Origin of the sequence: Bacillus sp. REN10 (assembly GCF_016820555.1) — a bacterium.
Lineage (GTDB): Bacteria > Bacillota > Bacilli > Bacillales > Domibacillaceae > Bacillus_CE.
On record NZ_JADHDW010000016.1, the window covers coordinates 22,766 to 44,681 of the forward strand.

Consider the following 21,916-nt stretch of genomic DNA (forward strand, 5'->3'; position numbering starts at 1 on the left):
TAATTTGGGATGATGCGGAGGTAATGATATATATGAAAAGCCACGGGAATATGAAAGAGTTGATCTACGTTCACTTAAATACATCGCATCAGTATACAATTTCTTACGGGATTGATTTTATTGAATTTGCGCGTAGTCTTCCAAGGGAGCTAAATCACCTTCTTCTATTAAAACATCGCTTTGATGGAGCGGATTTTAATATGCACTCGAGGTTTGATTTTGTAGAGGCAGAGGATGTAAGCAAACTATTAAAAGAGCCTATTGCAGAATACGGTGATTTTTGTTGGGTGGACTTTGAAGAAATAGATGGGCTGAACGATTTAGAAGGTCAGGAAATTGCTGAGTTGCTTTATTTAGGTCATTGTAAGGATCATCTGCGTGTGCCCTTTTATAGTAAATTAGATAATCGTTATGTGTACCTTTCTCATGATGACGAGTGGTTTAATAAAACATATTATCGGAATATGTCAGACTTTTATTTTATGCTTGGCCGAGCGATTGCTTTAAAACTAGGTCATTTTAGAAGTGAACGTTCGTTCTTTGCTTTAAGAAAAGGTACTCCCTTTCCTCCTATTCCAAAAGAAATGATCGCCTCCTTTGGAGAGAAAATGAAAGAAGGAATGGTTGTATCGTTAGCAAAGACGATTCAAAGTCGGACAAAAATTGATATTCCAGTGTGGGTCGTTGGCGACTACATTAATATGGATGAGATGTTTGACGATTATAAAGTTAACTTTCGAAATGGGCCTGATGGTCATTTTGAATTCGATAAAAAAGCACATGAGTGGAGCGTTTATTTTTAACGTAATCCGAGAGAATTCCCTTCCTCAAGGAGCGGAAGGGAGGGGAGGCATGTCGGTTCGGCATAGCCGAAAAGCGTTTGGTATAATTTCTATGGACGCAGACAGGGAATGTAGCCATTTCTAAACAAATCCCCGGATCACTTAGGATCCGGGGATTTGTTTATGCGCTTTTATTCAATTTATCCACAATAGCTGTAATCGCACCGTCTCCAGTGACATTACAAGCTGTACCAAAGCTATCTTGAGCAAGATACAAAGCAATCATTAAAGAAATCATCGTTGAATCAAAGCCAAGCATTGTACCAAGCAGTCCAGTAGCAGCCATAACAGCACCGCCTGGAACACCAGGAGCAGCAATCATTGTAATACCTAGCATTAAAATGAAAGGAAACATACTTCCGAATGTATATGCTTGTCCTTGAATGAGCATAACAGCCATGGCGCAACTAACAAGAGTAATCGTGCTTCCAGACAGATGGATGGTCGCTAATAACGGAACAGAAAAGTCTGAGATTCGCTCCTTCACCCCAAGTTTTTTCGAGCGATCGAGTGTAACTGGGATGGTGGAAGCGGAAGATTGCGTTCCTAGTGCCGTAAAATAAGCAGGAGCCATCGTTTTAACCATTTTGAACGGGTTTTGCTTTCTTAATGTACCGGCAACAGAGTATTGAGCGAATAAATAAATGATATGAAGAATAATAATCATCATAAATACTTTTGCGAAGACGCTCATAATCGCACTTACTTGTCCGCCTTGTGTCATATTAGCGAAGATACCAAAAATATGAATAGGTAAGAGTGGAATAATGACTTTTTCAATGACTAATTCCACAATGGAGCGAAACTCATTCATCATTTGTTCTAATGTATTACCTTTTATAGTTGCTATACCAAGTCCCAGTAGAAAAGCGAGTAAAAGAGCAGTCATAATATCCATAACAGGAGGCATTTCTACGACGAAATAACTTTCCAGTAAGGCTTTTGATGGATCATCAAAGGCTTTTGATGCTTGATTGGCCAAAATCATAGGATAGATCGTTTGAGCTGTGAAAAAGGCAAGTAATCCAGCTCCAATCGTTGAAATATAAGCAATAGTTGTTGTCATTCCTAGTAATTTACCAGCACCTTTACCGATTGCCCCGATTCCTGGTGCGATAAAACCGATGATAATGAGTGGAATAACGAAGTTCAAGAAGTTACCGAATAACCCGTTGAACGTAGCGAACACTCTTATTAACCAGTCAGGAGCTAAGGTGCCTGTAATGATACCTGCCGTGATGGCTAAAATAATTTGAGGCAGTAAACCAAAACGTTTCATGTTGTGTCCTCCCGAAGAATACATTTGTTTTTTATAAGTGGATTATACATGTGTTTGGAAAGAATGTTAATAGGTGAAAAATATAAAAGATAATTCAGAAAAATACGGTGTATGCTTGCTAGCTTATCGTTTTTGAAATGAATAGGAAGATAATCGAGAGAATAGTATTAGGGAATTATTGTTTTTCTTTAATGAAAGCATGGTAAAATAGAAGATAAGGCAGTTCTTTTATATATTTATCAGGAGGTTACTATGACAACAAAACTATGTTTATTATATGGGGGCAAATCTGCTGAGCATCAAGTATCGCTGCATACAGCAAAAGCGGTAATAAGTGCCCTCGACTTAAATAAATTTGATATTTACCCAATATATATTACGATCGACGGTAATTGGATTGAAGGAGAGCCGTTAACAGCGCCAGTGGAGGATATTGCTGATCTACAGTTCTCTAAGGGAGAGGTATCCGCTGTGGCAGCAGAAAGTCTTTCTTCAGGGAAATACGACGTAATCTTTCCACTTTTGCATGGACCAAACGGCGAGGATGGAACGATACAGGGCTTGCTTGAAGTGATGAACCTTCCTTACGTTGGGAATGGTGTATTATCTTCTTCGGCAGGGATGGATAAAGTGATTATGAAAAACATCTTTGCACAAGCAGGGCTTCCGCAAGTCAAGTATGTATGGTTTATTCGTAAAGCATGGCAACAGAATAAAGAGGCTGCTTATGAGAAAGTCGAGCAAGAACTTGGTTACCCATGCTTTGTAAAACCGGCTAATTTAGGATCAAGTGTTGGAATTAGCAAATGCACCAATCGTGATGAGCTCGATCAAGCTTTTGAGGAAGCGTTCCAATTTGACCGCAAAATTATTATTGAGGAAGGCGTCACAGCTCGCGAGGTGGAAGTAGGAGTACTCGGTAATGATGATCCTCAATGCTCAGTGATCGGAGAAATTGTGCCGAAAAAAGATTTCTATGATTACAAGGCGAAATATGAAGATGGAAATACAGCTTTAATTATTCCGGCTGAAATGCCTGAAGCGACTCAAAAACAAATGAAAGAGATGGCGATCACTTCCTTCCATTCCTTGGATTGTTCTGGTCTTGTTAGGGCAGACTTTTTCTTAAAGGAGAATGGTGAATTGCTCATCAATGAAGTCAATACAATGCCAGGTTTTACTCCATTTAGTATGTTTCCGCTGTTATGGAAACATACAGGTGTGGAGTACCCTCAGCTGATCGAAAAATTAATTGAACTAGCGATTGAACGACATACAGAGAAACAACAAATTAAATATACTTTTTAAAGGTGGACATTCATTTCATGATTCGAAAGACCATAGAGCAACTGTTAAATATGATGAAAGTGGAAAATGACCCTATATTTTTTAGAGATCGAGTGATTGAAGGTGTGACCATTGACTCAAGAAAGGCAACGAATGGTCAGTTGTTTATACCATTCAAAGGTGAGCACACAGACGGTCACATCTATGTAAGGCAGGCCATTGAACAAGGAGCAGGTGCAGCTTTGTGGCAAAAAGATGTACCTAATCCGCCTGAAGATTTACCTATTCTGATTGTAGAAGATACGCTCATCGCTCTTCAACAGCTAGCGAAAGCGTACCGTAATGAACTTTCCGTTAAAGTCGTGGGCGTGACAGGAAGCAATGGGAAAACGACAACAAAGGATATGGTGACGAGCCTGTTGTCATTAAAGTATAAAGTGCAAAAAACAGAAGGCAATTACAACAATCATATTGGTCTTCCTTTAACGATTTTGTCCTTGTGTTCAGAAACAGAAGTGGCCGTTTTAGAGATGGGAATGAGCGGCAAAGGTGAAATAGACTTATTAACGAAATTAGCTTCTCCGGATGTTGCTGTCATTACAAATATTGGCGAGTCTCATTTGCAAGATCTTGGTTCAAGAGAAGCCATTTCTGAAGCTAAAATGGAGATTATTAACGGGTTATCTGAAGAGGGATGTCTCATTTACCAAGGTGATGAACCGCTATTAAGAGAGCGTGTGGAGAACATGGAGACGCTTCAAGCGAAGACATTCGGTTTTGAGGAAAATAATGATTTATATCCGTTGACAGTTGAAGCGTTACAAACGGGGAGCCGCTTTACGGTTAATGCAGTTCCGGGTATCGATTTTACTTTGCCAGTTCTCGGTCGTCATAATGTATCGAACGCGATGGCTGCGATGCTAGTGGCTCACGAAATGGGCATTGAGTATAAAGAGATGAAAGCTGGTTTAGCATCCGTTGAATTAACAAAGATGCGGATGGAATGGGTAGAAGGTGTTCGTGGAGTAAAAATCATTAATGATACGTATAATGCCAGTCCTACTTCCATGAAGGCTGCTATTGAATTAACAGCGCAAATGCCTGGATTTGAAAAGAAAATATTAGTTCTTGGGGATATGCTAGAACTTGGTTTAGATGAGGAGCTTTTTCACTATCAAGTGGGACAAACGATAAATGGAGAGGCTATCAATTATCTTTTCACTTTTGGACGGCTCGGTCAATTTATCGCCGCTGGTGCAAAGAATTCGCTCGGCGAAGATCGTATCTTTGCTTTTACTGACAAGCAAGAATTGCTGGAGAAATTATCCTCTATTCTTACTGGCGGAGAATTAATTACCATCAAGGCCTCAAGAGGAATGAGACTAGAGGAAATTGTTCAAGCTTTAGCTAGTGAGTGAATGGAAAAACATCGAGGTGAAAAAGTTTCCTCGATGTTTTTCATTCATCCATTTCAATGGACACTCCCCGCGCTTGATGAAGCAGCATGACATGAATAATAGCTAATGATTTATCCACACTAACGATGAATGAGTAAAAAGAACAGGTGAGAGTATGATCGGTTGTTTATGTATTCATGGCTTTACCGGTGCTCCTTATGAAGTAGAACCGCTTGCGGAATATTTAAAAGAGAAAACAGATTGGAAAGTAGTAGTGCCTACTTTACCTGGGCATGGGGAGAAGCTGAGCTTAAAAGGTGTGACGTATCAGCAGTGGCTTGAACATGCAGAAAAAGAGCTCCAACTGCTATTGTCTGAATGTGAGCATGTATACATGATTGGTTTTTCGATGGGCGGGATGATTGCTTTGTATTTAGCAGAAAAATATCCGGTAGAAAAACTTATATTATTGAGTGCGGCTGCCAAATATATTAATGTTGGACAGTTGTTTACAGATATACGCGAAATGCTAAAAGACGCCCGATCGGGACAACTTTTCGAAAATGAATTGTTTGTACGTTATAAAGACAAAGTGTTGTCTACACCATTATCAGCTACGCAGCAATTTAGAAAAATGGTGAAGCAGATTACACCGCTGATTGAAAAAATTAATATTCCTACCTTCATCGCACAAGGCCTGGCTGATGGCATTGTACCCCCAAAAAGTGCTGATTTTATTTATCAAAAGATTTCTTCTAAGGAAAAAGAGCTTTACTATTCAAAGGAAGCGAAGCATCATATTTGCCACACAGGCGATAAAGAAGAATTGTTTAATAAGATCTTTACTTTTTTAAATAGAAGTAGTAAAGTTATTTAAATATCCATTGAATTTGAATAATGCAGATGGTATGATAACAATAACTTTTACTCTTCTTGTGAAGAGTATTTTTTGTGTGATACGGTAGCTGAAATAGAAGGAGAAGAAAACTATTGACGAAATTTAAAGATTTGAATTTAAGTGAAGCCACTTTAAAAGCTATTGATAAAATGGGGTTTGAGGAAGCAACACCCATCCAAGCAGCAACAATTCCAGTAGGACTTGAAGGCAGAGATATTATCGGTCAGGCGCAAACAGGTACAGGTAAAACAACGGCTTTCGGTATTCCGATGATCGAAAAAATTGATACGCATGATCACTCTATTCAAGGGTTGATTATTGCTCCTACACGCGAACTAGCGATCCAAGTGTCTGAAGAACTATACAAGATCGGCGGAGGTAAACGAGTAGGTATTTTAGCGGTTTACGGCGGACAAGACATTCAACGTCAAATCCGCGCGTTGAAAAAACGCCCACACATCATTGTAGGTACACCTGGACGGATTTTAGATCATATTAATCGCAAGACGTTAAAGTTAGATCAGCTGCAAACTCTTGTATTAGATGAAGCGGATGAAATGTTAAATATGGGCTTTATTCAAGATATTGAAGCTATTCTTTCTCACGTGCCAGCTGAACGTCAAACATTGTTGTTTTCAGCAACAATGCCTAAGCAAATTCGTGCGATAGCTGAAAGATTTATGAATGAACCTGAAACGATTCGTGTGAAAATGAAAGAAATGACGGTTTCAAACATTGATCAATATTTTGTGAAAGTGCAGCAGCGTGATAAATTTGATGTGCTTTCTCGTTTGATTGATGTTCATTCTCCGGAACTTGCCATCATTTTCGGAAGAACAAAGCGACGCGTAGATGAATTGGCTAATGCTTTAAGCCTTCGTGGTTATCAAGCAGAAGGCATTCATGGTGATTTAAGCCAAGCGAAGCGTTTAACTGTGCTGAAACGTTTTAAAGAAGGGAAAATCGATGTTCTTGTAGCGACAGATGTAGCGGCTCGTGGTTTAGATATTTCTGGCGTGACACATGTATATAACTATGATATCCCTCAAGATCCAGAAAGCTATGTACACCGCATTGGCCGTACAGGACGTGCTGGAAAAGAAGGAATGGCCGTTACTTTTGTTGAGCCAAGAGAAATGAGCTATTTAAAAGAAGTAGAAAGAACAACAAAGAAACGCATGACACCAATGAGTGCGCCTACATGGGATGATGCACTGATCGGTCAGCAACGTGCAGCCGTAACTGAATTGGAAGACAGCGTTGCGAAAAATGATCTTTCTCAATACAAAACATTTGCTCGAGAGTTGCTTGATCAATATGAGGCAGAGGAATTAGTAGCAGCTGCATTGAAATTGATTACGAAAGAGCCAGATCGCACACCTGTGCGTATCTCAAGTGAAGCATCTCTTCCGCAAAAGAGAGATAGCTTCCGCTCTAAAAATGGAAACAGCAGAAAGAACAACAACCGTCAAGGAAACCGTTCTTACAATAGAGACCGCAAAAATACAAGAAGAAAATACTCTTCGCAATAAATTCGAAAAAAGCACAGGATTCTCCTGTGCTTTTTTTACCATAAATGAAACTTTTAGTTCATCCTAAACGTTAAACAGTAAAAAAGTAAAAAGGTCGTGAGCATCCAATGATAGAACCGAGAAAGAGAATTTCGAAAAAAGCTCTGACAGTATGGAGAATATCGGGGATGATTAGTACCGTCATTGTTTGGTTATTATTGATTGGAGGCGGAGTATTCACCCTTATAAAAGATGGACCGTTATGGGTGATAGGTATATTAGCTTTAACGGGAATACTGATAGTCTATTTTTTTGTTTACCTTTTACCAAAACTGCGATGGAACCGTTGGCGATATGAGGTGAGAGAACAGGAAATTGAATTGCAGCATGGAGTCATTATTACTCGGCGGACGTTAATTCCGATGATTCGTGTACAACATGTCGATACAGAGCAAGGACCTCTTTTAAGAAGATATGGTTTAGCTGCTATTCAGGTTTCAACAGCTGCCACTATTCATGAAATTCCTGCCGTTGAGATGGAGGAAGCGGAAGAAATGCGGAAGATGATTTCTGCTTTAGCAAGGGTGGCGACAGAAGATGTTTAAGCCGAAACGACTGCATCCGATCGCGGCTGTATCGAATGTTTTACAGGAGTTGAAAAACCTGATTTTTCCGCTGGTTTTGGTTTTCTTTGTAAATAATAAAGAAAAAGTGGATGTTTGGGATTACTTGCCGATGATCGGTATGGGTGTTTTAATTTTGTTTTTACTGATAAGCGGAGTCGTTAAATGGATCCGTTTTACTTATTGGGTAGAAGAAAGCGAATTAAGAATCGAGCATGGTCTTTTTGTCAAAAAGAAGCGGTATATACCAATAGAACGCATTCAAAGTATAGATGTTTCAGAAGGGCTTTTACAGCAAATGTTTAGTTTAGTAAAGGTCAAAATTGAAACGGCTGGTTCTAGCGATCCGATGAAGTCTGAAGCTGAACTGACAGCTATTACGAAAGAAGAGGCTGATGCACTGAAAGAGATGATTAGCCGTGAAAAAAACAGGTTCAGTGAAGAAATGGAACAAATGGATGGCAACGAGGAAGCAAAGGAAACGGCCACAGTCATTTACAAAGCGAAATTATCAGAGCTATTGTTATTAGCAGCGACATCGGGCGGTATAGGGGTAGTGATTTCTGCCGTCATCGCTTTTTTATCTCAATTTGATGAACTCATCCCTTATGAAAAAGTATTTCTAGAAGTTTCCCGCTTTATTGAATACGGTGTGATTATCGTTTCGCTTGTTGTCTTTATTATTTTATGTATTGCGTGGATTATTTCTGTTGTTTTAACTTTGTTGAAGTACCATGATTTTACGTTAGAGATGAATGATGAACATCTAGTGATTCGAAGAGGGTTGCTAGAGAAAAGACAAATAATGCTTCCCTTTAGCAGGATTCAAGGTATGACCATTGTAGAAAATCCGCTTCGTCAGATTGCTGGTTACTGCTCTGTTCAGCTAGAGAGTGCCGGGGGAGCAGATCCTTCTGAGAGAGGTGCGAGCAATGTAATGTTGCCGATGATCAAAAAAGAATCGGCTCTTACTTTACTGAAAGAAGTTTTCCCGGATTATTCTTTTCCTAAGGAGTTTCATTCAGTGCCTAAAAAAGCTATGAGAAGGTATATTTTCAGAAAAATATATTATGTAATCATTCCGGTTGTTGGGATTAGTTGGTATTTGTGGCCGAGTGGTTTGTGGTCTTTCGTCCTATTATTGCTTGCTGCTGTTTATGGGATCAGCTGTTATCGGTCAGCTGGCTGGATAGTAATAGACGACCAGTTAACGATTCGCTATCGGCGCTTAGATCGCTGCACAGTCATGATGAAGAAATCGCATATACAATCGGTAGAGCTTACGCAAGCTCCTTGGCAAAAAAAGAAGGGATTGGCTTCATTTTCTGCTGTGATTAAAAGCGGAGCAGCAGGAAAGAAAGCGAAGGTGATTGATGCATCTTTAACAGATGCGTCTTGTGTGTATCGGTGGTACGAAAGAGAAGATCAACACGAAATGCAGGTGAAGCAATGATACAAGGAATTGGTATGGATATTGTGGAGATTGTGCGAATTCGAAAGCTTATCGAGAGGCAGCCAAAATTTCTTCAGCGTATATTAACGGCGGCTGAACAGGAAGTGTTTCACAATCGGAGTGGTCAACGTCAATTTGAATACGCCGCTGGCCGCTTTGCTGCTAAAGAGGCTTTTGCTAAGGCATATGGGACTGGTATTGGTAAAGAACTGTCTTTTCAAGAGATTGAAACGGCTACTGACCACCGAGGAAAGCCTTATATAAAGGCACCTATTTCTGAAGGTGTCCATCTATCTATTAGCCACAGCAAAGAATATGCTGCTGCCCAAGTCATTATTGAAAAACTGCGTTAAACAATCAAGTTGAATCCGCCTATGTTGATTTCTGTTCCTTTGTCCTATTGAAACATAAACAATTTCACTTCCTTTTGCAACAATCATAATCTGAATGGTTGTCTCATATATTTTAGTGCGAAAGGGGTTGTGAAGCGATGAAGAATAGAAGGCTAGTTTGGCTTATGTGTTTGTGTGCTTTAGTCATTCTTTCGGCCTGTGGGGCAAAATCAAAAGAGGAGGTAACGGCAGATTTAAGTGAAAAAGCAGAAGAAGTGATTGGTTATAAAGCGAAAGCGAAGATGACTTTGCAAGCGGGGGAAGAAAAACAGATTTACAATGTAGATGTTTGGAATCGGGAACACCAGTTTTATAGAGTGGCATTATCGACTGATAAAAAAGATCAGAATCAAATGATTTTAAAAAATGAAACGGGCGTTTATGTGTTAACTCCAGCACTGAATAAAAGCTTCAAATTTCAAAGTGATTGGCCGAGAAATAGCAGCCAAGCTTATTTGTACGAGTCCTTAGTAAAAGATATCTTGGCTGATAAAGAGGCTTCATTTAAAGAAACAGATCAGCATTTCGTCTTTGAAACAAAAACTAGATACCCGAATAGTCATATGTTACCGTTCCAAGAAATCAGATTTAAAAAGAAAGATTTAACTCCAGTCTCGGTCAAAGTGATGGATCCTGATCATAAGCCGCTTGTAACAGTGGAGTTTTCCAAAATGGAATTTGATGCAAAAATCGATAAAGAGTCCTTTGATGTAAAGAAGAATATGACAGGCGCGCAATTAGAAATGCCAGTGATGGCTCAGCCGGAGGACAAAGAGTTGGCCGTTCGATACCCTGATACAAAAATGACAGGAAGTAGCTTATCAGAAGAAAATGAGATTATAACAGCCAATGGTACAAGAGTGGTTCTGACGTATGGGGGAGATAAATCGTTCACCATTGTTCAAGAAAAGGCAGAAGTTCTTCCAGCTGCTTCTATGCAGGTTCATGAAGTGAGCGGGGAAATAGCGGATCTCGGAGGTTCTTTCGGTGTGATATCGGAGCATTCTCTTTCTTGGTCGCATGAAGGTGTGGACTTTATGATAGCTTCTAAAGATCTTTCTAAAGCTGAAATGATTGAAGTGGCGCGTTCTATGAAAGTAGCGATGGAGAAATAAATAGTGTAACGAGTGCTGCGGAGGTATAGAAAGTTATTTGAGTGAAGGAACGGAGTCAGCGTTCCTTTTTTCTTTGTCCGAGTGAACTTGTCGTGTCTAAACAGTCGTCTCCGCTTTTCGTTGTTGTCCAGCTGCAGGCACCAGCGACTAGTGAACTTCCACGAACCTCCTTACGATAAGTCAACATCGATTCACTGACGTTCATCGTGTTTCCTTTATCTCATACGGCTCGCTCCAGTTCATACGTCGCTAAAAGGTGCCTTCCGCTTTTCGTTGTTGACATGGGTGGGTTTATGTTTAAAATTAGGGATTGTATGGAATTGTGAACAAACATGGGAAAGAAGGAGACAGCTAGTGGGGACAGATAGGGGTTTTTATCGAGATACTTGGGCAGAAATAAATTTGGATCATATTGACTATAATGTAAAAGAGACGTTAAAGTTACTTCCTGCTGATGAACGGTTATTCGCGGTTGTGAAGGCCAATGCATATGGCCATGGAGATGTACCGGTAGCTGAGGCAGCGATTCGAGCAGGAGCTCACGGTTTGGCAGTGGCTTTTTTAGACGAGGCTTTATCTTTAACAAAATCAAAGATGGAAGTGCCGATTTTAGTGTTGGGGGCTAGCCGGCCAACGGATGCCGCTTTGGCAGCTGAACATCATATTTCAGTAACGGTTTATCAGCTGGAATGGCTGCAAGAAGCAGAGAAGCACCTCTCTAATGATCAAATATTACATGTTCATATTAAATGTGATACAGGTATGGGGAGATTAGGGGTGAAAACAGTCGAGGAGTTGCAGGAGATCGTCTCTTTCATTCGCCAATCGTCTAAATTTATATTTGAAGGTATGTTTACGCATTTCGCAACAGCTGATGAGTTGGATACAACCTATTTTGAGCAACAATTGGCTCAGTTTAATATTATGGTTGAATCGTTAGATGACAAGCCGCCTTATATTCACTGCGCCAACAGTGCTACGACGTTACGGCATGAAAAAGCCTATTTTAATACGGTTCGCTTAGGGATTTCTATGTATGGACTAGCACCTTCTAAAGAGATGAAATCCATTTTGCCGTTTCCTTTAAAGCAAGCTTTTTCTCTTCATACTAAAATTGTTAATGTTAAAAAAATCCAAAAAGGTGAAAAAGTCAGCTACGGTGCTACGTATGAAGCACAAGAGGAAGAATGGATTGCTACTTTACCGATCGGTTATGCAGATGGTTGGATCAGGAAACTGCAAGGTCAGCATGTACTGGTGGAAGGAGAGCGGGCTCCGATTGTCGGACGAGTGTGTATGGATCAATGTATGATTCGCTTATCTAGTGAAAAGCCTATAGGTACAGTCGTGACTTTAATTGGCAGACAAGGAAATGAAGAAATTTCCATGGATGAAGTTGCTGACCAATTGGAGACAATTAATTATGAAGTGCCTTGCGTGATTACTGCGCGTGTTCCAAGGGTGTATCGACAACAGGGGAAAATTGTTCAAGTTATTAATCCGCTAATTGGATAATATTCTGTATGGATTTAATGGAATGATTGATAAATTTCGAAAAATTTCTGCAATTGTTTTAAGAAATTAGCAGGAATTTGGATTTCATCTTCCATCGAGGGTGAAAAGATGTTATTATAAAGTTGGCAGTTAAGGAGACGGGTGTAGTGATTGGTGGAGGTGTAGTTCGTGTCTGAATCTAGCGCAACAACAGAGGTGTTTATTCGCTTACCGCAGCAATTTGTGAAAGAATTAGACAGTTTTGCAGAACAAGAAAATATTAACCGCAGTGAATTTATCTACAGAGCAACCAAAATGTATCTTCGTGAGAGAAAGAAGCGTCAGATTACAGAATCAATGAGACGCGGTTACATGGAAATGGCGAAGATCAATTTAGCTATTGCCTCTGAAGCGATGCAAGCGGAGTATGAAGCAGGTAATACTGTAGAACGTTTAGTAAGTGGAGGATAATCCGTGTGATAGTTAAACGTGGTGACGTATATTTCGCAGACCTGTCCCCTGTTGTCGGTTCAGAGCAAGGCGGAATGCGGCCTGTGCTAGTGGTTCAAAACGACATTGGGAATCGGTTTAGTCCCACTATTATTGTTGCTGCTATAACAGCACAAATTCAAAAAGCTAAGTTGCCTACACATGTTGAAATTGACGCAAAGCGTTATGGTTTTGAACGAGATTCCGTTATTCTCCTTGAACAGATTCGAACAATTGATAAACAAAGGTTAACGGACAAAATCACTCAGCTTGATGAAGAAATGATGGAAAAAGTAGATGATGCCTTGCAAATTAGCTTAGGCCTTATTCAATTTTAGAAAGACGTTTACTAGAACAATCTAGTAGACGTCTTTTTTTTATGGGTCTTGTTAAACAATAGTGTTGGTGTGAATAATTTTTGATTCATTCGTTCAAAATAGCCATTTTGTATGCTTGAACAGAGCTGTTCCCATAGATGATGCCAGTTAGAAAGAGGGATTCTGCTTTTTTATTAGTCCGATAAACATTATAATGATTATGTAGCATGCAATACGTGATAAAAAAGGAAGATTATATATACTCTCAGTTGTCTTGACCTTGAATATAGCGCTTCGGTAAGCGCTAAATCTGGTAGATTGGAGATGTTTGTATGCGTAAACTGATTTTTAACTATGTACAATTAAATAAAAGTGAAATATTAGATCAATGGATCGTTGGGATGAAAAAGGAAACAGATGATCGAGCGGTTACGATGATGTCGGATCGAATGTTTACAAAAACGAGCAGAGAATTTATTGAATTACTGATTTCTAACTTTGTGGAAACGGAGCAAGAGTTTCAATCGAGAGTAGAGGAGTTTGCTAGAAAGATTGTCCACTTAGGCTGGCCTTTAACCGTTGTGAACCTAGGTTTGAACACTTTTAGTCAAATTGTCTCTAACGGCATGAAAGAGCAAGGGATCATTGATAAAGAGAACTATATTGAGTTTTCATTAGAATTCAATCGCTGGATGTTTCCCATGAATAATAAAATTATTGATGCCTATTCCGATTCTTGGGAACGGACATTATCTTTACAAAAAATTGCTTTACAAGAGCTATCGGCTCCGTTAATTCCTGTATTTGAAAAAATTTCAGTCATGCCGTTAGTCGGTACTATTGATACAGAACGAGCTAAGCTAATTATGGAGAACTTGCTGAACGGTGTGGTCAAATACCGTTCTGAAGTGGTGTTAATTGATATTACAGGTGTACCCGTTGTTGATACAATGGTTGCTCATCATATTATTCAAGCGGCAGATGCTGTTCACTTAGTAGGAGCCAAATGTATGATTGTTGGAATTCGTCCGGAAATTGCCCAAACGATCGTTACTTTAGGTATTAGCTTAGAGCAGGTACTGACAACAAGCACACTGAAGAAAGGGATTGAGCAAGCATTAGCATTAACAGACAGAAAAATTATTGAAGTGGAGGGAGGGATGTGAGAATACCTATCTTAAAGTTATATGATTGTCTGTTGATTTCAATTCAATGGGAATTAGATGATCAAACAGCTTTGCAATTTCAGGAGGACCTTCTTCGGAAAATTCATGAAACAAGTGCTAGAGGCGTTGTCATCGACTTTACATCTATTGATTTTATTGATTCTTTCATTGCCAAAGTTCTTGGAGATGTTATTAGCATGTCTAAACTGATGGGCGCCAAAGTAGTTGTAACAGGTATTCAGCCGGCCGTTGCCATTACCTTAATTGAATTGGGAATTCGTCTCGAAGATGTCTTGACCGCTCTTGATTTAGAAAAAGGTTTAGAGAAACTTCAACAGGAATTGGAGGACTAATCTATGGATTCTAGCGTCAAGATTATAAGTGAATGGGACATTGTAGCGGCAAGGCAACTTGGGCGAAATGTGGCGAAAGACCTTGGCTTTGGCACAGTAGATCAAGCTCGAATTACGACTGCAATTAGTGAGTTAGCCCGCAATATCTATTTGTACGCAGGAGAAGGAGAGATTGGAATAGAAAAGGCAGAGGATATGGGGAAGATTGGATTGCTTATTTTGTCCAAAGATCAAGGTCCTGGAATTATTGATATCCGAAAAGTAATGGAGGATGGCTTTTCCACCTCAGGAGGGCTTGGAGCTGGTTTGCCAGGTGTGAAACGGTTAATGGACGAATTTTCAATTGAGTCAAATCCTGGAGAAGGAACAGTGATCAGGGCAATTAAGTGGCTCCGTTAGGAGGGGGAAACATGGAATTTAAAGAAAGTGTTCAGGAACAGTATAAAGAGCTTTTGAAAAGCTATATAAAAGAACAAGATGAACATGCGCTATATTTCAGTCAAAAATTCAGCAGAAAAGCCATCGAGCATAAAATATCCCCAGAAGAAATGATCAATATTCATAAGACAGCCATAATGGAGTTAGAATCTAACATTCCTCAATCTGTTCTTCTCTCCTTAGATATCTTATTAGAAGTGATGATTAGCTATGGTTTAGCTTATCGGGAACATCAAAGTTTGCGAACCTTTCAGCAAGAGCTGCAGAGTGAGATTGAAGTGGCTGCTAGCATGCAGCAAACATTATTAGGTACGAAAATTCCTGATGTTCCTTCCTTAGATATTGGTGCGCTTAGTGTACCAGCTAGGCAAATGAGCGGAGACTACTATCATTTTGTTCATGATGAAACTCATACAGTCAGTGTAGCAATAGCAGATATCATTGGAAAGGGAATTCCAGCTGCGTTATGTATGTCGATGATCAAATATGCGATGGATAGCTTGCCCGAAGGTAGTCTAGAGCCGAATCTTGTGTTAGAAAGTCTGAATCGAGTAGTGGAACAAAATGTAGACCCAACGATGTTTATTACGATGTTTTACGGAACGTACAATATGCTTAATCATACCTTTTACTATTCATCTGCAGGACATGAGCCGGGGTTCTTTTACAATCATCAAACAAAGAGATTTGAAGAATTATACGCAAAAGGTCTAGTGCTCGGTATTGATAAAAAAACGAGATATCGTCAGTATGAAAAACGAGTGGAAGTAGGGGATGTTATTCTTCTGATGTCTGACGGTGTCACTGAGTGCCGGACGAAAGAAGGTTTCATTGAAATGGAAACGTTAATTGAATGCATCGAGAAGTACATTCAATTAGATGCACAAGAAATAGCTAATCGTGTATATCGGGATTTAGAATATGTGCAAGACTTCCAATTACGTGATGATTTTACACTGATCATTTTAAAACGAGTCAAGTAAAGAGAGGTTTAGATCAAGTAATATCGGGTAGAAACTTAAGACGCGACATCGATTATGTGTCCCAAAAGAGGTGGATAAAGTGAATATTACGATTAATGTAGAAGAATTAGACCAACTGACGAAGATCTATATTGCGGGGGAGCTCGATGTATATACAGCACCTAAACTTCAAGAAACTGTTTTTCCGCATGTGAAACCTGATCAAACGCTAATCATTGATTTAACGGAAGTTACTTATTTAGATAGCACGGGTTTAGGGATTTTTGTCGGCTTATTTAAAAGTTTAAATGCCAAAAATGGAACACTTCGATTAGTTGGATTATCTGGAAGGTTGAAACGATTGTTTGATATTACAGGGCTATCTGACATTATGGACATTCATTCTGAAGTAGAAGGTGGCGTATAACAATGAAAGATTTTGAATACATCGAGATGAAAATCCCTGCCAAGCCAGAATTTGTAGGAGTGATTAGACTGACATTATCCGGGATCGCCAGCCGAATGGGTTTTACATATGATGTCATTGAAGATTTAAAAATAGCGACAAGTGAAGCGATCACGAATGCTGTTCAGCATGCTTACCAAGATGATGAAGAGGGGGAAGTGATTGTTGGCTTCGCTTTATACAGCGACCACTTAGAAGTCATGGTAGCGGACCACGGCAAAAGCTTTAACTTCCTAAACACTAAGCAGTCTCTAGGTCCATATACGGATCATTCTGTTGAATTTTTACGTGAAGGAGGCTTGGGGTTATTTCTCATTGAAACATTAATGGATGAGGTGAAGGTGCAGCAAAATGAAGGGATCACTTTGCTGATGACAAAGTATCTTGAAGGAGAGCAGGTGGAGAGGGATGTTCAAGCCATCTCAACCTAACTCGCAATCAAAACAGCAAGCAATTGAATGGATTCAAGCGTATCAGCAAAATAACGATGAGGAAGCACAAGAAAAGCTAGTGAAACATTATCAGGGGCTTGTAGAATCGATTGCGCGGAAGTATTCAAAAGGAAGAAGCTATCATGAAGATATTGTGCAAGTGGGCATGCTAGGGCTGCTTGGTGCAATTAGGAGATATGATGATTCATATGGAAAAAGTTTCGAAGCGTTTGCGGTTCCTACGATTGTAGGAGAAATTAAACGGTTTTTGCGGGATAAAACATGGAGTGTTCACGTCCCGAGACGAATTAAAGAGCTTGGTCCTAAAATTAAATCTACAGTAGAAGAGCTAACGACAACGCTGCAACGGTCACCAAAAGTAGAGGAAATTGCTCGCCATCTTGAAATATCGGAAGAGGAAGTGCTTGAAGCGATGGAAATGGGAAAAAGCTATCAAGCTTTATCTGTCGATCACTCGGTTGAAGCTGATTCTGATGGAAGCACAGTTACTCTTCTTGATATCGTAGGCAATCAAGATGAAGGGTATGAAAGAGTGGACCAGCGTCTTGTGCTCCATAAAGTTCTTCATGTGCTATCTGATCGAGAACGGCAAATTATTCAATGTACGTACATAGATAATATGAGTCAAAAGGATACAGGTGAAAAGCTCGGTATTTCACAAATGCATGTATCTCGCTTGCAAAGAAAGGCGATAAAAAAACTGAAAGAAGCGATTGAGAAGGACTCTCTCTCAACGGAGAGATTATCATAATGGTTTATCACCACAGTGAGCAGCTTCAAGTATATGCAAACCAAGTCGCGAAAAGTGGTAACCCATTGTGCGGTGATAGTTACTTTATCTATGTAGCAACGGACTATTTCATTTGTGTGTTGGCGGATGGATTAGGAAGCGGTGAGTGGGCTAACGAATCGGCTGATGCGGTGACGGAAGCAGTAGCTCGAAGTCATCATGAGCACGTGGATGAATTAATGCGTTTAAGCAACGAGTCTCTTCGTAACAAACGAGGGGCGGCGGTTGCCATTTTGAAGGTTTATTTCGATAGGCTAGAGTTTGAATACAGCTGTGTAGGCAATATTCGCTTTTATTTATACACGAAAGAGGGGCAATTAACGTATCCTCTTCCAGTCAGAGGGTTTTTATCTGGAAGAGTTCAACGATATCGGACTCAAAGATTTGTCTACGAACCCAATTGTAAATTTATTTTGCATTCCGATGGTCTGAGCCTGATGAATGTGAAAATGTTGTTAAGCCATAAAGATCTTGCGCAAATTGCAGATACTCTTGAAGAGAAATCGATGCAATCAAATGACGACTGTACATTTATCGTTGGCAGCCTGCTTTAGTCATTGCAGGCTGTTTTCTTTTCATTTTTATGTGTTGAATGTTTGAGGTTTGGTAAAATAAAGTAAGGAAGAACTGGAGGCGAAAGTATGTCTGAAAAAAAAATCCATGACCGCGAAAGTATTTTAAAAAAAGTCGCTCAAGAAGAACATATTGAGTTAAAGAGGGTGCGCGCGGTTATTTCTTTAATTGAAGAAGGGAGTACCGTTCCTTTTATTGCACGCTACCGCAAAGAAATGACGGGAGCGCTCGATGAAGTGGAAATCCGTACCTTGATGAACCGTTATACATATTTACAAAATCTCGTTCAGCGAAAAGAAGAAGTGATTCGTTCAATTGAAGAACAAGGGAAACTGACGAAGGAACTGAAGGATAAAATTTTAGCCGCTGACAAAATGCAGGCAGTCGAAGATTTATATCGCCCTTACAAGCAAAAACGACGAACAAAAGCGTCTATTGCTAAAGAGAAAGGACTAGAGCCGTTCGCTGAATGGATGATGTCGTTGCCAGCTTCCTCTCCTTTGGAGGAAGCGAAAACGTACATTTCGGTAGAGAAGGAAGTCGCTTCAGCAGAAGAAGCCATTCAAGGAGCTGCTGATATCATCGCAGAAGTAGCAGCAGATGATGCACAAATTCGTGAATGGATTCGAAAAGAAACATTTCGTACAGGTGTCATTCAAGCTTCTTTAAAAAAAGATGCAGAAGATGAAAAAAATATTTTTGAAATGTACTATTCGTATGAAGAGCCGGTTGCTCGGATCGTTCCTCATCGCACCCTTGCTCTCAATCGGGGAGAAAAAGAAGGGGTACTAAAAATTGCGATCCAAGTGGATGTCGACAAAATCATCCGTTACTTAACAAAACACTACATTAAAAATGAACAGAGTCCTGCCGCTCCTTTTGTATTAGAAGCGTTGCAAGATGCTTACAAACGATTAATCCAGCCTTCGATTGAGCGGGAAGTAAGAAATGAGTTAACAGAAAAAGCGGAAGATCAAGCAATTCATATTTTTTCAGAGAACTTAAGAAAACTGCTTCTTCAACCGCCGTTGAAAGGGAAAACAGTATTAGGAGTCGATCCAGCTTATCGGACAGGGTGCAAGCTAGCAACTGTTGATGAAACGGGCAAAGTGCTCTATATCGGCGTTATTTACCCGCATCCGCCTAAAGCGAAAAGAGAAGAAGCAGAGAAATTATTTAAGCAAATATTGGATCGATATGAAATAGAGCTAGTGGCCATTGGGAATGGGACAGCTTCTAGGGAAACGGAACAATTTGTTGCTGATATGATTAAATCAAGCAAAAAACAGATCGCTTATATGATTGTTAATGAAGCGGGGGCCAGTGTGTATTCTGCGTCAGACGTAGCGCGTGAAGAATTTCCAGATTTTCAAGTAGAAGAAAGAAGTGCGGTCTCTATTGCCCGCAGACTACAAGACCCATTAGCTGAGTTAGTAAAGATTGATCCGAAATCCGTAGGTGTCGGCCAATACCAACATGATGTGTCTCAAAAGAAACTGAATGATTCATTAACTTTTGTGGTGGAAACGGCTGTCAACCAAGTAGGAGTGAACTTAAATACGGCTTCTGCTTCCCTTTTACAATATGTTGCAGGCCTCAATAAAACAGTAGCTACTAACATTGTTAAATTTAGAGAGGAAAACGGCAAATTCACTCAGCGCTCTCAAGTGAAAAAAGTGCCGCGGCTTGGAGCGAAAACCTTTGAACAAAGTATTGGCTTTTTAAGAATACTAACAGGAAGCGAAAAGCTTGACCGAACTGCTATTCATCCGGAAAATTATCCACAAGTGAGAAAACTGCTTCAAAATATCGGATTTTCGACAGCGGATGTTGGTACAAATGAACTGAGTGCGGCTCTCAATGAACTAGATATAGAGAAAACGGCTGAAACGTTAGGGCTTGGTATCTTGACGATGAAAGATATTATAGAGGCGTTACAAAAACCGGGACGCGATCCGCGTGATGAACTGCCAAAGCCATTATTAAAAACGGATGTATTAAAACTTGAAGATTTGCAGCCGGGAATGGAATTGCAAGGAACAGTGAGAAATGTAGTGGATTTTGGCGCATTTGTTGATATTGGAGTGAAAGAAGATGGGCTAGTCCATATCTCCAAATTGAAAAAGGGCTTTGTTAAACATCCGCTTGACGTTGTAGCAGTAGGGGATGTTGTAACCGTTTGGGTCGAGCAAATTGATCAAAACAAAGGACGAGTTTCATTAACGATGATTGATATGAAAGAATAAATAGAACAGGGTGGCAGAAAATGACGAATGAAGAACTACAAAACTTAGTTGAGAAGGTTTCAAGCGATGTTTTCGGCCGCCCTTTTCTCCACCAGGCGGTGTTCAATCATCGCCTGAAAACAACAGGGGGCAGATACTTGCTGCAATCGCATAATATTGAAGTCAATAAACAGTATTTAGAGGTATTTGGAGAAGAGGAGCTGATCGGGATTATTAAACATGAGCTATGTCATTATCATTTGCATTTGCTTGGAAAAGGCTATAAGCATCGCGATCGAGATTTTAAGAGATTACTGAAAGAAGTAAACGCTCCCAGATACTGTACACCATTACCAAACAAGAAAACAAAACGGAAAATCCGCCAGTTAATTTATCAGTGTACGGTTTGTTCTTTCATTTATATTCGTGCTAGACAAGTGAATACATCTCGTTACGTTTGTGGAAAATGTAAAGGTTCACTCGTTTTGAAAGGAGAAAAGTCTGAACAGAAATGATTTGCTAGTTGACATTCCATTTATTTATTGGTAACTTTATTTGGCACATAGACGGAAAAACATATTTTTAAAAAATCTCTGTTATCTTTAAAAAATATATTGACTTTGTCAGTTAGTTTGAATAAAATATAAATTGTCGATAAGACGAATTGATTATTCCGCAGTAGCTCAGTGGTAGAGCAATCGGCTGTTAACCGATCGGTCGCAAGTTCGAATCTTGCCTGCGGAGCCATATATTTGGGGAAGTACTCAAGAGGCTGAAGAGGCGCCCCTGCTAAGGGTGTAGGTCGGGTAACCGGCGCGAGGGTTCAAATCCCTCCTTCTCCGCCACATTGGCCCGTTGGTCAAGCGGTTAAGACACCGCCCTTTCACGGCGGTAACACGGGTTCGAATCCCGTACGGGTCATTTATAAATTTTATCAAAAAAGTATCATTGGGCTATAGCCAAGCGGTAAGGCAACGGACTTTGACTCCGTCATGCGCTGGTTCGAATCCAGCTAGCCCAGCCATTTTTCGAGCCATTAGCTCAGTTGGTAGAGCATCTGACTTTTAATCAGAGGGTCGAAGGTTCGAGTCCTTCATGGCTCACCACTTAAAGATGTAGCTGTGTTGTCAGATGAAAGTGATTGCTGATATTAATATTTTTAAAAAAACTCTTGCTTTATTTAAGAAAAAGTAGTAAAATAATAATCTGTCGTGTTAATCGCGCGGTCGTGGCGGAATGGCAGACGCGCTAGGTTGAGGGCCTAGTGGGGGAGACCCCGTGGAGGTTCAAGTCCTCTCGGCCGCATATTAAATAAGACTTGCGCCCGTAGCTCAATTGGATAGAGCGTTTGACTACGGATCAAAAGGTTAGGGGTTCGACTCCTCTCGGGCGCG

The 21,916-nt window shown here is 40.0% G+C and carries 24 protein-coding genes and 7 tRNA genes; 29 read left to right on the plus strand and 2 right to left on the minus strand.

Annotation, left to right across the window (positions count from 1 at the left end; all coding sequences use genetic code 11):
* Positions 1-32 precede the first annotated feature (32 nt).
* Entirely contained in the window at positions 33-803 is a 771-nt protein-coding gene (locus tag IRB43_RS15920) for a hypothetical protein (protein WP_203364468.1), read from the plus strand.
* 160 nt (positions 804-963) lie between these two features.
* Here the strand turns inward: IRB43_RS15920 and IRB43_RS15925 are convergent, their stop codons facing one another.
* Positions 964-2,121, minus strand: coding sequence for a dicarboxylate/amino acid:cation symporter (locus IRB43_RS15925; protein WP_203364469.1), 1,158 nt, complete (start codon positions 2,119-2,121; stop codon positions 964-966).
* 252 nt (positions 2,122-2,373) lie between these two features.
* On the opposite strand from IRB43_RS15925, the gene IRB43_RS15930 reads away from it, so the two are divergent.
* The 8 genes from IRB43_RS15930 (at position 2,374) to IRB43_RS15965 (ending at position 10,797) form a co-directional block, all read left to right on the plus strand.
* Complete coding sequence (locus IRB43_RS15930; protein WP_203364470.1) at positions 2,374-3,429, plus strand: D-alanine--D-alanine ligase; 1,056 nt, start codon at positions 2,374-2,376, stop codon at positions 3,427-3,429.
* 17 nt (positions 3,430-3,446) lie between these two features.
* Positions 3,447-4,826 carry a UDP-N-acetylmuramoyl-tripeptide--D-alanyl-D-alanine ligase gene (locus IRB43_RS15935; protein WP_203364471.1) on the plus strand — a complete coding sequence of 460 codons (1,380 nt, stop codon included), beginning with the start codon at positions 3,447-3,449 and terminating at the stop codon, positions 4,824-4,826.
* 154 nt (positions 4,827-4,980) lie between these two features.
* Positions 4,981-5,682 (plus strand): alpha/beta hydrolase, encoded by a 702-nt coding sequence (locus tag IRB43_RS15940; protein WP_203364472.1) that lies wholly within the window; start codon positions 4,981-4,983, stop codon positions 5,680-5,682.
* 113 nt (positions 5,683-5,795) lie between these two features.
* Complete coding sequence (gene cshA, locus IRB43_RS15945; RefSeq protein WP_203364473.1) at positions 5,796-7,235, plus strand: degradosome RNA helicase CshA; 1,440 nt, start codon at positions 5,796-5,798, stop codon at positions 7,233-7,235.
* 167 nt (positions 7,236-7,402) lie between these two features.
* Complete coding sequence (locus IRB43_RS15950) at positions 7,403-7,819, plus strand: PH domain-containing protein (protein ID WP_481748160.1); 417 nt, start codon at positions 7,403-7,405, stop codon at positions 7,817-7,819.
* The gene (locus IRB43_RS15955; protein ID WP_203364475.1) at positions 7,812-9,290 is read left to right on the plus strand and encodes a PH domain-containing protein; all 1,479 of its coding nucleotides are present in this window, start codon (positions 7,812-7,814) and stop codon (positions 9,288-9,290) included. Before IRB43_RS15950 ends, IRB43_RS15955 begins: the two co-directional genes overlap by 8 nt.
* Positions 9,287-9,643 carry a holo-ACP synthase gene (gene acpS, locus IRB43_RS15960; protein WP_203364476.1) on the plus strand — a complete coding sequence of 119 codons (357 nt, stop codon included), beginning with the start codon at positions 9,287-9,289 and terminating at the stop codon, positions 9,641-9,643. Before IRB43_RS15955 ends, acpS begins: the two co-directional genes overlap by 4 nt.
* Positions 9,644-9,780: 137 nt before the next feature.
* Positions 9,781-10,797, plus strand: a complete 1,017-nt coding sequence (locus tag IRB43_RS15965) for a LolA family protein (RefSeq protein WP_203364477.1) — start codon at positions 9,781-9,783, stop codon at positions 10,795-10,797.
* 55 nt (positions 10,798-10,852) lie between these two features.
* Here IRB43_RS15965 and IRB43_RS15970 read toward each other — a convergent pair whose 3' ends face one another.
* On the minus strand, positions 10,853-11,002 hold the full coding sequence (locus IRB43_RS15970; RefSeq protein ID WP_203364478.1) for a hypothetical protein: 150 nt from the start codon (positions 11,000-11,002) through the stop codon (positions 10,853-10,855).
* A 149-nt stretch (positions 11,003-11,151) separates the two neighbouring features.
* Between IRB43_RS15970 and alr the strand changes: the two genes are divergently transcribed.
* The 20 genes from alr (at position 11,152) to IRB43_RS16070 (ending at position 21,916) form a co-directional block, all read left to right on the plus strand.
* Positions 11,152-12,312, plus strand: a complete 1,161-nt coding sequence (gene alr, locus IRB43_RS15975; RefSeq protein ID WP_203364479.1) for an alanine racemase — start codon at positions 11,152-11,154, stop codon at positions 12,310-12,312.
* A 168-nt stretch (positions 12,313-12,480) separates the two neighbouring features.
* Positions 12,481-12,762 (plus strand): CopG family ribbon-helix-helix protein, encoded by a 282-nt coding sequence (locus tag IRB43_RS15980; protein ID WP_094835975.1) that lies wholly within the window; start codon positions 12,481-12,483, stop codon positions 12,760-12,762.
* Between the two features lie 5 nt (positions 12,763-12,767).
* Positions 12,768-13,118 carry a type II toxin-antitoxin system PemK/MazF family toxin gene (locus tag IRB43_RS15985; RefSeq protein ID WP_094835974.1) on the plus strand — a complete coding sequence of 117 codons (351 nt, stop codon included), beginning with the start codon at positions 12,768-12,770 and terminating at the stop codon, positions 13,116-13,118.
* Between the two features lie 311 nt (positions 13,119-13,429).
* Positions 13,430-14,263 carry an STAS domain-containing protein gene (locus tag IRB43_RS15990; protein WP_203364480.1) on the plus strand — a complete coding sequence of 278 codons (834 nt, stop codon included), beginning with the start codon at positions 13,430-13,432 and terminating at the stop codon, positions 14,261-14,263.
* Positions 14,260-14,616 (plus strand): STAS domain-containing protein, encoded by a 357-nt coding sequence (locus IRB43_RS15995; protein ID WP_203364481.1) that lies wholly within the window; start codon positions 14,260-14,262, stop codon positions 14,614-14,616. The genes IRB43_RS15990 and IRB43_RS15995 overlap by 4 nt, the downstream gene beginning before the upstream one ends.
* A gap of 3 nt (positions 14,617-14,619) precedes the next feature.
* Entirely contained in the window at positions 14,620-15,015 is a 396-nt protein-coding gene (locus tag IRB43_RS16000) for an anti-sigma regulatory factor (RefSeq protein ID WP_203364482.1), read from the plus strand.
* Positions 15,016-15,026: 11 nt separating this feature from the next.
* Entirely contained in the window at positions 15,027-16,037 is a 1,011-nt protein-coding gene (locus IRB43_RS16005; protein ID WP_203364483.1) for a PP2C family protein-serine/threonine phosphatase, read from the plus strand.
* Between the two features lie 79 nt (positions 16,038-16,116).
* Positions 16,117-16,443 (plus strand): anti-sigma factor antagonist, encoded by a 327-nt coding sequence (locus tag IRB43_RS16010; protein ID WP_203364484.1) that lies wholly within the window; start codon positions 16,117-16,119, stop codon positions 16,441-16,443.
* Positions 16,444-16,445: 2 nt separating this feature from the next.
* Positions 16,446-16,913 (plus strand): anti-sigma B factor RsbW, encoded by a 468-nt coding sequence (rsbW, locus tag IRB43_RS16015; RefSeq protein ID WP_203364485.1) that lies wholly within the window; start codon positions 16,446-16,448, stop codon positions 16,911-16,913.
* Positions 16,891-17,685, plus strand: a complete 795-nt coding sequence (sigB, locus tag IRB43_RS16020; protein WP_203364486.1) for an RNA polymerase sigma factor SigB — start codon at positions 16,891-16,893, stop codon at positions 17,683-17,685. The genes rsbW and sigB overlap by 23 nt, the downstream gene beginning before the upstream one ends.
* A complete protein-coding gene (locus tag IRB43_RS16025; protein WP_203364487.1) occupies positions 17,685-18,278 on the plus strand; it encodes a PP2C family serine/threonine-protein phosphatase in 594 nt (197 codons plus the stop codon). Before sigB ends, IRB43_RS16025 begins: the two co-directional genes overlap by 1 nt.
* An 87-nt stretch (positions 18,279-18,365) precedes the next feature.
* Positions 18,366-20,543, plus strand: coding sequence for a Tex family protein (locus tag IRB43_RS16030; RefSeq protein ID WP_203364488.1), 2,178 nt, complete (start codon positions 18,366-18,368; stop codon positions 20,541-20,543).
* A 20-nt stretch (positions 20,544-20,563) separates the two neighbouring features.
* Positions 20,564-21,037, plus strand: a complete 474-nt coding sequence (locus IRB43_RS16035) for a SprT family protein (protein WP_203364489.1) — start codon at positions 20,564-20,566, stop codon at positions 21,035-21,037.
* Between the two features lie 157 nt (positions 21,038-21,194).
* Positions 21,195-21,269: transfer RNA gene (locus tag IRB43_RS16040), tRNA-Asn, on the plus strand.
* Positions 21,270-21,276: 7 nt separating this feature from the next.
* A tRNA-Ser gene (locus IRB43_RS16045) sits at positions 21,277-21,367 on the plus strand.
* Between the two features lie 4 nt (positions 21,368-21,371).
* A tRNA-Glu gene (locus tag IRB43_RS16050) sits at positions 21,372-21,443 on the plus strand.
* A 28-nt stretch (positions 21,444-21,471) separates the two neighbouring features.
* Positions 21,472-21,546: transfer RNA gene (locus IRB43_RS16055), tRNA-Gln, on the plus strand.
* A 6-nt stretch (positions 21,547-21,552) separates the two neighbouring features.
* Positions 21,553-21,628, plus strand: a tRNA-Lys gene (locus IRB43_RS16060).
* A gap of 116 nt (positions 21,629-21,744) precedes the next feature.
* A tRNA-Leu gene (locus IRB43_RS16065) sits at positions 21,745-21,827 on the plus strand.
* Between the two features lie 15 nt (positions 21,828-21,842).
* Positions 21,843-21,916, plus strand: a tRNA-Arg gene (locus IRB43_RS16070).

Bases quoted from the DNA above. Each gene is read 5' to 3' on its own strand.
- IRB43_RS15940 (WP_203364472.1), top strand. From the start codon at position 4,981: ATGATCGGTTGTTTATGTATTCATGGCTTTACCGGTGCTCCTTATGAA.
- IRB43_RS15955 (WP_203364475.1), top strand. From the start codon at position 7,812: ATGTTTAAGCCGAAACGACTGCATCCGATCGCGGCTGTATCGAATGTT.
- IRB43_RS15925 (WP_203364469.1), bottom strand. From the start codon at position 2,121: ATGAAACGTTTTGGTTTACTGCCTCAAATTATTTTAGCCATCACGGCA.
- IRB43_RS16005 (WP_203364483.1), top strand. From the start codon at position 15,027: ATGGAATTTAAAGAAAGTGTTCAGGAACAGTATAAAGAGCTTTTGAAA.
- IRB43_RS15920 (WP_203364468.1), top strand. From the start codon at position 33: ATGAAAAGCCACGGGAATATGAAAGAGTTGATCTACGTTCACTTAAAT.
- IRB43_RS15930 (WP_203364470.1), top strand. From the start codon at position 2,374: ATGACAACAAAACTATGTTTATTATATGGGGGCAAATCTGCTGAGCAT.
- rsbW (WP_203364485.1), top strand. From the start codon at position 16,446: ATGAAAGATTTTGAATACATCGAGATGAAAATCCCTGCCAAGCCAGAA.
- IRB43_RS16030 (WP_203364488.1), top strand. From the start codon at position 18,366: ATGTCTGAAAAAAAAATCCATGACCGCGAAAGTATTTTAAAAAAAGTC.
- sigB (WP_203364486.1), top strand. From the start codon at position 16,891: ATGTTCAAGCCATCTCAACCTAACTCGCAATCAAAACAGCAAGCAATT.
- IRB43_RS15950 (WP_481748160.1), top strand. From the start codon at position 7,403: ATGATTAGTACCGTCATTGTTTGGTTATTATTGATTGGAGGCGGAGTA.
- IRB43_RS16025 (WP_203364487.1), top strand. From the start codon at position 17,685: ATGGTTTATCACCACAGTGAGCAGCTTCAAGTATATGCAAACCAAGTC.
- IRB43_RS16035 (WP_203364489.1), top strand. From the start codon at position 20,564: ATGACGAATGAAGAACTACAAAACTTAGTTGAGAAGGTTTCAAGCGAT.
- IRB43_RS15935 (WP_203364471.1), top strand. From the start codon at position 3,447: ATGATTCGAAAGACCATAGAGCAACTGTTAAATATGATGAAAGTGGAA.
- IRB43_RS16000 (WP_203364482.1), top strand. From the start codon at position 14,620: ATGGATTCTAGCGTCAAGATTATAAGTGAATGGGACATTGTAGCGGCA.
- IRB43_RS15965 (WP_203364477.1), top strand. From the start codon at position 9,781: ATGAAGAATAGAAGGCTAGTTTGGCTTATGTGTTTGTGTGCTTTAGTC.
- acpS (WP_203364476.1), top strand. From the start codon at position 9,287: ATGATACAAGGAATTGGTATGGATATTGTGGAGATTGTGCGAATTCGA.
- IRB43_RS15970 (WP_203364478.1), bottom strand. From the start codon at position 11,002: ATGAACGTCAGTGAATCGATGTTGACTTATCGTAAGGAGGTTCGTGGA.
- IRB43_RS15990 (WP_203364480.1), top strand. From the start codon at position 13,430: ATGCGTAAACTGATTTTTAACTATGTACAATTAAATAAAAGTGAAATA.